At 38.0% G+C, this 12,030-nt stretch carries 8 protein-coding genes; 1 reads left to right on the top strand and 7 read right to left on the bottom strand.

Features of this window, described 5'->3' with window-relative positions:
• Positions 1–7: 7 nt before the first annotated feature.
• The 3 genes from DSM02_RS16375 to DSM02_RS16365 form a co-directional block, all read right to left on the bottom strand.
• Positions 8–3,769: an efflux RND transporter permease subunit gene (locus tag DSM02_RS16375; protein ID WP_128766627.1), complete on the bottom strand. Its 3,762-nt coding sequence runs from the start codon at positions 3,767–3,769 to the stop codon at positions 8–10.
• Positions 3,770–3,894: 125 nt separating this feature from the next.
• Positions 3,895–4,311, bottom strand: a complete 417-nt coding sequence (locus DSM02_RS16370) for an HYC_CC_PP family protein (protein ID WP_128766626.1) — start codon at positions 4,309–4,311, stop codon at positions 3,895–3,897.
• A gap of 55 nt (positions 4,312–4,366) precedes the next feature.
• Positions 4,367–4,732 carry a response regulator transcription factor gene (locus DSM02_RS16365; protein WP_128766625.1) on the bottom strand — a complete coding sequence of 122 codons (366 nt, stop codon included), beginning with the start codon at positions 4,730–4,732 and terminating at the stop codon, positions 4,367–4,369.
• Between the two features lie 192 nt (positions 4,733–4,924).
• Between DSM02_RS16365 and DSM02_RS16360 the strand changes: the two genes are divergently transcribed.
• The gene (locus DSM02_RS16360; RefSeq protein ID WP_128766624.1) at positions 4,925–6,973 is read left to right on the top strand and encodes an LTA synthase family protein; all 2,049 of its coding nucleotides are present in this window, start codon (positions 4,925–4,927) and stop codon (positions 6,971–6,973) included.
• A gap of 7 nt (positions 6,974–6,980) precedes the next feature.
• On the opposite strand, the gene DSM02_RS16355 is transcribed toward DSM02_RS16360, so the two are convergent.
• Genes DSM02_RS16355 through DSM02_RS16340 form a run of 4 tightly spaced genes read right to left on the bottom strand, consistent with a single transcriptional unit; the run spans position 6,981 to position 11,988 of the window.
• Positions 6,981–8,141 carry a hypothetical protein gene (locus tag DSM02_RS16355; RefSeq protein ID WP_128766623.1) on the bottom strand — a complete coding sequence of 387 codons (1,161 nt, stop codon included), beginning with the start codon at positions 8,139–8,141 and terminating at the stop codon, positions 6,981–6,983.
• A 2-nt stretch (positions 8,142–8,143) separates the two neighbouring features.
• On the bottom strand, positions 8,144–9,403 hold the full coding sequence (locus tag DSM02_RS16350) for a YaiO family outer membrane beta-barrel protein (protein ID WP_128766622.1): 1,260 nt from the start codon (positions 9,401–9,403) through the stop codon (positions 8,144–8,146).
• 11 nt (positions 9,404–9,414) lie between these two features.
• Positions 9,415–10,842 (bottom strand): glycosyltransferase family 2 protein, encoded by a 1,428-nt coding sequence (locus DSM02_RS16345; RefSeq protein ID WP_128766621.1) that lies wholly within the window; start codon positions 10,840–10,842, stop codon positions 9,415–9,417.
• A 51-nt stretch (positions 10,843–10,893) separates the two neighbouring features.
• Positions 10,894–11,988: a HEAT repeat domain-containing protein gene (locus tag DSM02_RS16340; RefSeq protein ID WP_128766620.1), complete on the bottom strand. Its 1,095-nt coding sequence runs from the start codon at positions 11,986–11,988 to the stop codon at positions 10,894–10,896.
• Positions 11,989–12,030: the final 42 nt, after the last annotated feature.

Genomic DNA, 12,030 nt, shown 5'->3' with positions numbered 1-12,030 from the left:
TAAACTTCTAGTCTGTTTTTAGGTTCATCATTTTCTTCAACTCCAATTCCTTTTTCCAGCTGTATAAAACCGGCACTATAAAATAAGAAGTGACATCGATGAGCATCCCTCCAAAAACAGGAATGGCCATCGGAATCATAATATCGCTACCTCTCCCGGTCGATGTCAATATCGGTAACAAGGCGAGTATTGTAGTCACTGTCGTCATCAGACAAGGACGAATTCGTTTGCCCGCCGCAAGCAGTGTAGCTTTTCTAATTGCTCCTTTATTTTCAGGGGTTTCCCGGTTAAAGGTTTGGGTTAAATAAGTCGCCATAACCACACCATCGTCTGTAGCGATCCCAAAAAGGGCGATAAAACCAACCCAAACAGCTACACTTAGATTTACTGTTTTCATATTAAACAGATCGCGCACATTCTCGCCAAGAAAACTGAAGTTTAAAAACCATTCCTGACCATAGAGCCAGATCATAATAAAACCGCCTGCAAACGCAACTGATATTCCTGTAAAAACCATCAGTGAGGTGGTAACTGACTTAAATTGAAAATATAAAATCAGAAAAATGATCAGCAATGCCAGAGGAACAACCACAGATAAAGTCTTCTCTGCCCGAAGCTGATTTTCATACGTCCCGGTAAATTGATAACTAATTCCTTGCGGAACCACTAATGCTCCACGTTCTATTTTCTGTTGAAGTAAATCTTGAGCATGTTCTACAACATCAACTTCGGCGTAACCATCTTGCTTGTCAAAAAGTACGTAACCCACTAGAAATGTATCTTCACTTTTGATAACCTGCGGTCCTTGCTCATACCGAATGTCTACCAACTCCCCTAACGGAACCGGACTTCCCTTTGCTACCGGAACATAAATCGACTTTATATCGTCTGCATTTGCACGCAATTCCCGTGGATAACGCACCCGCACATTATAACGCTCCCGGCCTTCTACCGTTTGTGTAATGGGCATTCCGCCCACCGCAACCTCCAGTACTTGCTGCACATCTTGTATAGAAATACCATACCGCACCAGACGCTCGCGATCAATATCAATCAATAGATAAGGCTTGCCTACAATACGGTCTGCAAAAACAGCCTCTTCTTTTACGCCTTCAGATTGTTTTAAAATGCGTTCCAGTTCAAGCCCAAAAGCTTCAATTTGTTTAAGGTCTGAACCTTTTACTTTTATTCCCATTGGAGCACGCATTCCGGTTTGTAACATTACAAGACGCGTTTCTATAGGCTGAAGCTTAGGAGCCGATGTAACACCGGGAAGTTTAGAAACGCTTGCGATCTCATTCCAAATATCATCTGAGGATTGAATGGAAGGACGCCAATTTCGATAATATTCACCGGCTGCATCTTCTACCAATTTTTCAGCAGAAACCGGAAAAGGAATTACGTGTTCAGTCATAGAATTTTCATTGACCTCTATATTTGGGTTTCGTGTTTTACCACCATCCTTTAATGTAAAATAGCCATTTTCATCTACTTGATAACGTTGCCGTTTTCCGGAAGCATTCCGCAGAAACTCTGACTTATACTGAATGATGTTTTCGTACATCGACAGGGGCGCAGGATCCAATGCAGACTCTGTTCGCCCCGCTTTTCCCACCACAGTCTCCACCTCAGGAATGCTGGCAACCGCCATATCTAATTGCTGTAAAACACGCTTATTTTCTTCAACACCTGCGTGTGGCAACGATGTAGGCATCAATAAAAATGTACCTTCATTAAGAGCAGGCATAAACTCTTTACCTGTATTGAAAAGTATTACACCGCCGCAGATCAGGAGAAATGTAGGTATACTTAAAAACAAGATTCTGTTTACCAATACCCAGCGTAAAATGCGCTCATAAAAGTGACGCAATATCCAGAATGCTCCAAAAAACACGGCGCATAAAAACGTTACAAAAAGCAAGTTTACAAGAATGCTTCGGTTAAAGCCTAACGGTCGCCAATAGCTCGCTAGTAAAAAAACGATGCCAATTACTACGAGTATTCCTTCCGCTTGCGGAAAACCATTAAATGGTAACTTTTCCGCTTTGCGTAACAAGTTAAGAACGCCAAAACCCACCAAAATCAAGCCCAACCAAAATCCGTATACACAAGCAAGAATTCCTAAAAGGATAAGTAGTATTTGAAAAACACGAGCAACAGATTCTTTAACCGATTTTTTACGGAAAATAAGTGCTGCAAAAGGCGGAATCATAAACAACGCAATCAACAATGAAGCTGCCAACGCTGCCGTTTTTGTAAAAGCCAGCGGCCGGAATAGTTTACCTTCTGCACCCATCAATGTAAATACCGGAATAAAACTTATGATTGTCGTAAGCACAGCCGTTACAATAGCTCCCGAAACTTCTGCAGTTGCATTGTAAACCAATGTATTTAAAGGAATGTTTTTATGCGCTTTTTTTGCCTCATCAAAATGCCGGATCATATTTTCGGTGAGAATAACACCGACGTCAACCATAGTACCAATCGCTATGGCAATACCGGAAAGGGCTACTATATTGGCATCTACAGCAAACAATTTCATAGCGATGAAAACCATTAGCACTGCAACCGGTAATAGACCTGAAATAAGAACCGAAGCTCTCAAATTAAAAACCATCACAATAATCACAAGTATGGTAATGAGAATTTCCATTGTGAGGGCTTCATCAAGGGTACCTAAAGTTTCTGCTATCAATTGTGTACGGTCGTAAAATGGAACTATAGTCAATTGAGATTTTCTTCCGTCTGCTAGAGTTTTAACGGGCAGACCACCACTGATCTCTTTAATTTTTTCTTTTACATTGTTGATGACTTCCATGGGATTTGCACCATAACGTGCCACCACAACACCTCCTACAACCTCAGCACCCTCTTTATCTAAAATCCCTCGGCGTGGGGCAGGTCCCAGTGTCACCTTTGCAAGGTCTTTAACCCGAATTGCTGTGTAATCCTCAGCAGTAACCACAGCATTCTCGATATCTGAAATAGACTTTACATAACCTAAACCGCGCACCAGATATTCGGCTTTGTTGATCTCTAAAGTCTGAGCACCAATATCCTGATTGCTTTCTTTAACCGCTTTTACCAGCTCATCAAGTCCTAAATTATATTGGCGAGCCAACTCCGGATTTACATCTATCTGATATTCCTGCACGTAACCGCCTATAGAAGCAACTTCTGAAACGCCGCTAGCAGCAGCCAAACCGTACTTCACATAATAATCCTGAATACTGCGCAACTCTTGCAAATCCCAACCGCCCGTAACCTTTCCTTCAGGATCACGACCTTCTAAGGTGTACCAATAGATTTGTCCGAGGCCGGTAGCATCTGGTCCTAAAGTAGGACTCACTCCTTGTGGCAAGAGATTAGCGGGAAGTGAATTCAATTTTTCGAGAATACGACTACGGCTCCAGTAGAATTCTACATCCTCTTCAAAAATGATATAGATACTAGAAAAGCCAAACATAGACGAACTGCGTATGGTCCTGACACCGGGAATCCCCAACAAGGCAGAAGTAAGCGGATAACTGATCTGATCTTCTATATCCTGAGGAGAACGACCTTCCCACTTTGTGAAAACGATTTGCTGATTCTCCCCAATATCTGGAATCGCGTCAACCGCAACCGGATCACGCGGCATCCCGACAGCTGTCGGGACTGTATCCCAATTAAAAGGAGCAGTCGCAATCCCCCAGACCACAAACAAAGCCAGTATGAGAAAAGCTATTAGCTTATTTTCGATAAAAAATTTAATGCTTTTATTAAGCATAAGAAAAGAGGTATTGAATTATATACTTTGATCTTTTCAGCATAAAACTGAAGCACAAAAGAGTTCTTCCGCATCCGCGAAAAAACAATCATAAAGCAACGCAATGCTTTACATTCAATACGATATCAAATCAAGAAAACCTGATCTAAGGTCTGTATATCCCTTATGATCAGCGGAGGAGCATAGTCCTCAAAAGAAGTATTTTCGACCGTTTTAGGCTCAAATAGCGCACTGTAACTGAAGAAAAAAGAAGTAATAAATACGTCCTGTTCAAAATTTAAATTATGAAAAGTAGGTTTAAGATCATCGTGACCATCTGCAGTAAGCTGCTTGTTTTGACAACAGGATGTTTTAGCCACTTGGGTCTCACAAGAGTTTGATTTCTGTAGCGCTTCCATCCCACAAGATGTAGCTTCTTTTACTAAAGAATAATCTACAAGCATACCTCCACAATAGTGCATATTTACCGTAAATGACATCGTGGTCATAAGAACCACAAAAGCCATCAGGACTGCTACTAGTTGTTGAGAATATTTTTTCATATTACTGCAAAGATAGGTAAAATCTGCTTTTTAATAACACTATTAAAAAAACAGGTTAGGCAGATAAAAGACCATTTTTAACGCTGGTGGTTAAGCGTAACGGACTAAACGGCTTTGATATAAAGTCTGAAACGCCCATTAAAAATGTATGTGTAATAATAGTTTCTTCCTCAATAGAAGAAATTACGATTACCGGTAAAGTGGAATGCTCTGTTTTGATCCATCTAATAATGTTCATCCCTGAAATGTAAGGCAAAATCAAATCGATTAAAACCAAATCAAAATGGTCTGTTTTTAATTTATTCATCGCTGCAGTCCCATCAAAGCAAACAACAACAGAGTATCCTTCTTTACTAAGGCGATACTCCAATGCTTCAGCCACCTGCCTGTTATCTTCTATAACGAGAATACGTTTTTCCATATCATAAATACAATTAAGAATGTGAAAAATCAATCGTTAGGGCAGGTTAAATCTTCACGTATTACAAATTAAAAAAAATATTTAGAACAAATACCTATCTTAAGGTTAATTCTGTTACCATAAAATGCTTTTTACTTCATAAATTGAGTACCTTATTTCTGAATCTCTTTAAGATAGAAAAACCCTAGCGTTATGTCCCCAGATAACAACACGATGAACACAAAAAAAGCTAACTTAATTTACAAACTAAAACAAGGCTTAGTTGAGTTTTCGGGCTATGCCATCTTCTTACTTATTGGGATTTTATTTTGTAGAATACTAGAGCTTATTCTATTTCAAACCGCTCAAAGCTTACCCTTCAGTTTCATCGAATTGCTATCTAAAGGTTTTTTGACAGATTTACTCTTCTGGCTATACCTATTGATTCCCAATGCTTTGCTATTTCTCGTTTTTAGTATTATCAGTATAAAAGCTGCAAAAGGCATATTCAATGTGCTTTTTATCCTCTTCTTTCTCCTTAACCTCCAATTCATCTATTATTATAAAACCTCCTTGGTTCTTTTAGGTTCTGACCTTTTTGGGTATTCTATAAATGACATCACACAAACTATAGGAGCATCTGGAGTTTTAGCGTTTGGAACGGTAGTCTTATTCATCATCTTTATTGCTTTTATTAGTTTAGGTCTATTTTTTTTAAAACCAAAGCTGAAACTGAATTTTGCTTTTTCGGCAGTTTTAGTATTGATTGGACTTCCAGTTTTTCTATCAGGAGGCTTACCTGATCTCAAGCCAAAATATGACCAGGACTTTGCCAATAACCTCATCACAAACAAATCACAGCATTTTTATAATGCTGCGATTGACTATGTAACGCAAACCACATATAAACCAGATATCTACGCGGACAACTATTTAAGTCAATTAGAACGCCGCGTCGCCCAGCAAGGTAAATTTGATTATAAATACCCTGATTATCCCTTTTTACATGATGCTGAAACCAGCGATGTCTTGAGTCCTTTTTTTGAAAAGCGAGAAAAAAAACCAAATCTGGTTTTCATAGTTGTTGAAGGTCTCGGGCGCGCATTTACTAATGACGAAGCGTATCTAGGGAATTTTACTCCCTTCTTAGACAGCCTTTCTAAACAAAGTCTGTATTTCAAAAACTTTTTGAGCAATGGTGGTCGTACGTTTGCTGTTTTACCTTCTTTGCTAGGTTCTGAGCCTTTTGCTCAAAATGGATTTTTAGCCCTTCAGGAAAATATGCCAGAGCAATTATCTATGCTGAATATCCTGCAAAAAAACGGATATACAAGCGCATTTTATTATGGCGGTGATGCCACTTTTGATAATATGAGCGGATATCTTAAGTTGAATAACACTACAACTATTTTTGACGAAAAAAGCTTCCCCGGTAGCTACAGTAAGCTTCCGGAATCTGGTGGGTTCTCCTGGGGTTACAGTGATGCTGATTTATATGATTATTATCTCCATAAAAGTACAGATGATACGCTTGCAGCGCCTCGACTAGACATTTTATTAACCGTCACCACGCACAGTCCGTTTAAACTAAAAAATCAAAATAGATACAACAGCTTATTTGAAGATCGCTTAAAAGTCTTAAATCTTAATCAACAGGAAACCGTTCAAAGACAAAACTTCAAAGAAGAATTTGCGACAGTTATGTACGCCGATGAATCGCTAAAAAACTTATTTAAAAATTACAGTAAGCGTGCGGATTTTGATAATACCATCTTTTTTATAACAGGAGATCATCGTATTCCGGAAATACCATTGAGTACAAAAATAGACCGGTATCACGTGCCGCTTATCGTATACTCTCCTTTGCTTACAAAAGCTAAGACTGTAAATGCAATTTCTTCTCACTTTGATGTTGCTCCTAGCGTATTGCGGTATCTGAACAAATCTTACGGAATACCCTTACCTCAACAAACGAGTTTTTTAAGTAAAGGGCTGGATACGGTTGCTAGCTTTAGAAATACACATCAAATTCCCCTGATGCAAACCAAAACAGATTTGATAGATTTTGTATCAGAAACGTATCATTTAAATGGGAATCAACTCTATCAACTCTACCCAAATTTATACGAAGAGCCCATTACAGACGATGTTAAAAAGGAAGAATTACTTACTGCGTTTGCCGACTTTAAAAGACGTAATCAACAAATCGCTGAAGGAAAACCTTTAGTACCAGATAGTCTGGTTACTAAATATGCTCAATGATCTATTTTTAAAGATTAACCTTATCATTGGCTTCTTCCAGAATCTGAGTAAGTAGTGGCTTATAAAAATTGAAGAAAAAACCGCCACGATCTGAAGGTTCTTTGGCGTTGTAGAAAAAGCCTTTTAGCAGGCCTATGCCTTTAAAATACGAAGCATCAAAACCGATAGGATTATCGCTAAAATCTCCCGCCAAATAATAAAAATCGTAATCTGTACCCGTATGGCTCATCACTGCAGGAAAGCTTTTAGGGATTCCATATTTTGCTAATTCCTGATTGCCTTGTTCAGTTGTAGCTAATTGATACCTGGCGTAGGTTTTATTCACTGCAGCATCTGTTTCCATAATTTCAAACCAAAAGGGATACTTTTCCTTTTCCGGAAGGTTATAATGCTCCTGCCCTTCTGCAGTTGCATAAATAAAAGGCAAAGGGTTATCGAGATGCGTCCCATGCTCCAGGATCACAACAGTCCCGGAATCATCATTAACTAATACAACCCCATCTTTTGTGAAAGACCAATCGCCATTATGATTCTTTTTGTAATTTTTCATAATCCAGCCCGGCAATTCAAGATTTTTAGTTTCATCAAGAGAATCAAAATACCTCCCGGTCCATCCCGAAAATTTAACTTTATAAAGAGATTCAAACTCGACTCTCAGTATCTTTGGCGTTGGGCTGGCCAAACAATTAAATTCTGCAATAACAAGCTTCTTCTTGTTTTTCATCTGCTTGATGAAATCCATATCTTCAACACTCAGACCTCCATACAACTTTCCTTTATTTGCTTCGGTATATTTCGCATACCATTCCTGCTTATAAATACCGTAGGTATCTGTGATATACAACAGATCTGTATCATCACTCAGCAGGCTTAAGCTTTCTTTAGAAAAACGCTCCAGACCTTTAATGTCATAAACAGTGTCCTCTTTTGGAAAAAAACCAAAATAGTCTGTACTTACCTTATAACCAGAAGTACTGTTCTTAAGATAACGGTTGTGATTTAAAACCCAATGAAAAGAGATGTGCTCTTGGCCATCTGCTTTCATCACTGTTTTATCTATAATAGCAGCTGTAAGGTATTTTTTTGGAGTAAAATACCAAGCCAGGAACGATAGTAACGGAGTTAATACAAGTAGGATAACAACAATTCTAATGACCTTTTTTAGCATAATTAGAATCGTTTAATAAAACCAACACTTATAGAGAATTGAAGTCCTCTTGTTCCTGCGGCATATTCCTGATCTTCAAGCGCTGTCTGTGCCGTTAAAACATGAGTGGACCCCAATAGTTTTCTATAGTATAATGCTATATTGTTAGACCGCAAACGGGTAATGTTTGCTCCGTCAAAAAGCACGCTGTTTGCACTATCATCCGGAGAAATCCCTGTTCCTATTTTTGCTCCTACAAAATCATCTGCCCCGCCAAAGTAGTAGCGCACTGTTAACGCATAAGACTGAGACAACGCGCTGTCTGAAGGAGTTAAATACGTCCTGAAGTTAAACCAGTAATTCTTGTAGTATTTACCCAAACCTAAAGTGTAAATAAAAGTATCTTCATTAAATGCCAAATACCTAAAACCAGCATCTGCCTCAAAAGAAGCAGGCAAATTTGCAAATAATGAAAACCCCGCTCTGTACTGCGGAAAGATTCCGCTATCGCTGGAAATCCCCAGATTCACATAGGTATAAAACAAGTCTGAAATACGTGGATAAGCATCTACTTCAAACTGTAGCGCATCCGTTTTAAAACGGTTTGCAAAATTGACTCGGGCAGCCATAGAGCCCAACTTGGTCTGCCGCGTATAATCTAACATCGCTAAATGCCACGGATCGTCAAAACGCGCATCAAAATACACAAACTCATAGTTGACACCCAGTTCATTCTTTGCTGTAGAACTGTTTATACCGCTTAGCATACTACGCGCTTGCGTAAGTTTAGGATTTTGTTCTAAAAGCTTCTGAAGCGTGGCAGTTGCTTCTTCATAATGTTCTAGGTCTTTTAAAATCTTAGCTTTTAAAATTCCAAGGTTTTCAGATTCAGGATGTACTTCTAAACCGGTATTTACCACTTTTAAAGCAGCTTCAGAATTGTTATTCCAAAATTCAAGGTTTCCGTAAGCAAAACTGGCATCCTCGTGGCCTTTCTCTTTTGCCAAAACTTCTTCAAAAGCCATTCGTGCTTTAGGCAAGCTATCAGAATACGTGTAAATTCGACCTAAAAAAACACGAACTCCCAAATAGTCCGGACTTTTTGCCAATGCAGCTTTTAAGAGTTTTACCGCTTTAGGATAATCATCTTCATCAAAAGCTGCATTTCGAGCCTGAGTGTAGAGTTCGTCTGTAGTGTATTCCTGTTCTTGCGCAAAAGAGCCACAAGTCACGAATAACACGGCTATTAAAAAGACCTTAAAAGATTTGTATAAATGGGGCATAGTATAGGTTTTTAAGTTTTACCGGTATTTCCTAATCCTGCTCTGGACATTTCTCCCCAGGATTTTTTTCCTTGTATTAGATCTATATTTCCTTTAACAGCAGCCCACATGACAATGGGATGGTATATTATGGGTTCTAGTAAAGCGGTGAGTATGAGCATAAACATAAACTTAGGCTTCTTGTATTGCTGAAAGGAGTACTCTTCAAAGAATATAGCCGTGATCGAAAATAGAATTGAAAACGTATAGATCACTAAAAAGAAAATTCCAAAAACCTGAAAATTCACCTTTCCTAAGAGGACTAAAATTATAAAAAATAAGATACCTGTAAACTCTATTATGGGTGCAAACCACTCAAAAAACATCCAGTATGGAGTACTCAGCAAACCCAGAACACCATACCTGGGATTGAACAACATCTTTTTATGCAGCATTAAAGTTTCTACGGTACCTCGTGCCCAGCGATTTCGTTGACGGGTTAGAATCTCTCTACTTTCAGGGACTTCGGTCCAGCATAAGGGATCTGGTACAAAACCTACCGTATAGGGGATATTTTGCTCTCGCATAACCCTACGCATACGCACCAATAATTCCATATCTTCACCCACCGTATGGTGATTGTAACCCCCAGCTTCAATAACTGTTTGCTTATCAAACATTCCAAAAGCTCCAGAGATCAACAACAAACCGTCTACTCTTGACCAGGCCATTCTTCCCATTAAGAATGCTCTAAAGTATTCTAATATCTGTGCCTTTCCCAGAAAAGTACGTGGTAAACGAACTTCGATAATCCTACCGTCTTCAATGATACAATTATTAGCAACTCTAATGATTCCGCCACTGGCAATCACTCTTTTTGTATTGTTTAAAAAGGGTCTTATAAGCTTTAAAAGAGAGTTACGCTCCAATATACAATCTACATCTATACAACAGATTAAATCATAGATACAGCAATTAATCCCGGTATTTAAGGCATCTGCCTTACCACCGTTTTCTTTATCTATTACTCGGAGATTTTTATAAGCTTTTATTCTAGACTTATAAATTCCTCTAACTTTTTTTGTTTGAACGTGATGGTAATGAATCAGCTCTTGCTTTTCAAGCTCAAAGGTTTCGATGAGCTTTTGAAGCGACTTGTCTTTACTTCCGTCATTGATGATCACAATCTCAAATGATGGATAGTTCAGGGTTAACAGCGATCGAATATTTTCAACCACATTAGCTTCTTCATTATAAGCCGGAGCCAATACTGAAATCGCAGGTAGATTAGCAGACTGTAACAATGCAGCATCATCCTGAAAGTTGTTTCGCCGTTTATAATCTCTTATTTCAAAAATTGAAAAAAAGGCAGAAAAAATATATCCTGATATTATGATTAAACCATAAATTAGGAATAAGACACTAAAAACTTCTATAACTGAAATGGAGTAGAGCTGCAAGTCGTTCAATTTTGATAAAAGATAAGCAACTTTCAACTAAAAACACCGTCCTTAAGCACCGATACTGCTATTAATTGAATACTCTTGAAAATCTTCCCAATCTTTTGTAATAGTTTCAATGTTTAAAAGCTTTTTAACGGGAATTTCATCTCCAAATAAACCCGATATTTTATAAAAGTCTATTTGCAGATTTTCCTCTTCTTTATGAATAAATGGCACTAGTGTTTGCAAATCTTTATAGGTTCCTATCTTGCTGATAGCATACAGAATACTGCGCTTATTTGCTGCTGTCTCTTCTGGAAAATGAGCAACCATTAACTGCAGTGCTTCTGGGACTTCCATAGCTTGCAGAACTTGAATTGCCTGATGTCTTACATTTTCTGAAGTATGATCTAAACAATCTATTAGAAAAGGAATGTTCTGAAACTGATTAAAACTCAAAATCATTTTTATACAAAACACCACAATACTATCTTCTTTATGATTGAGCCAACGTGCAAAATCCGGGATTTCTACTTCAAAGCTTTTGAGGCTATTCTCAATCAATACTTGTTGCCAAAGCGTTAGACGCCCTTCAAGATTATCTAAAAACACTAATGGATCTGTCTTAGAGGTATTTAAAAAATACAATATGCCATGCTGCTTTAACTCAACACGTTTAGATTGTAATAAAGGCATTATGAGTTGATCTGGCACAGCAATACCTAATTTTGAAAATGCAAAGAGTGCACGAGCTTTATTAAACCATTCCTTACGGTTTAAATCTTTCAATAAAAATCGATACAAGCCCAACCCATAAAAAATCTCTTTTATAAGTGCAGTGGACTCTCCCTTTAAATTTTCATCAAAAATCAATACTTGCTTGATCAGAATTTTATAATCGTACGAAGATTTAATATTAGTAAACTTGAAATTAGCCAACTCCTTACTCTTGTTTATAGAATCATCAAATAGAAAGGTATTGGCAAAATCTATAAACTTAGTTTCCTGTTTTTTTCTATGGGCTTCTTTGAAGTTTTTTTGAATACGTAAATACAGAACCAGCCCCACAAAAAGAAGGGTAAGTATTAAAAAGAATATACTGAGTAATAGATTAACCTTCAAAATAAAAGGCCATTCATCTAACTCTAGAAGAGCTATTAACATAATGATAAATTCAATTGCGACTTGGGGAGTCTGAGTTACTTA

Origin of the sequence: Leeuwenhoekiella polynyae, assembly GCF_004104075.1 — a bacterium.
GTDB lineage: Bacteria > Bacteroidota > Bacteroidia > Flavobacteriales > Flavobacteriaceae > Leeuwenhoekiella > Leeuwenhoekiella polynyae.
The sequence above is the reverse complement of the archived record's forward strand: the minus strand, read 5'-3'. Positions and strand labels throughout refer to the sequence as shown.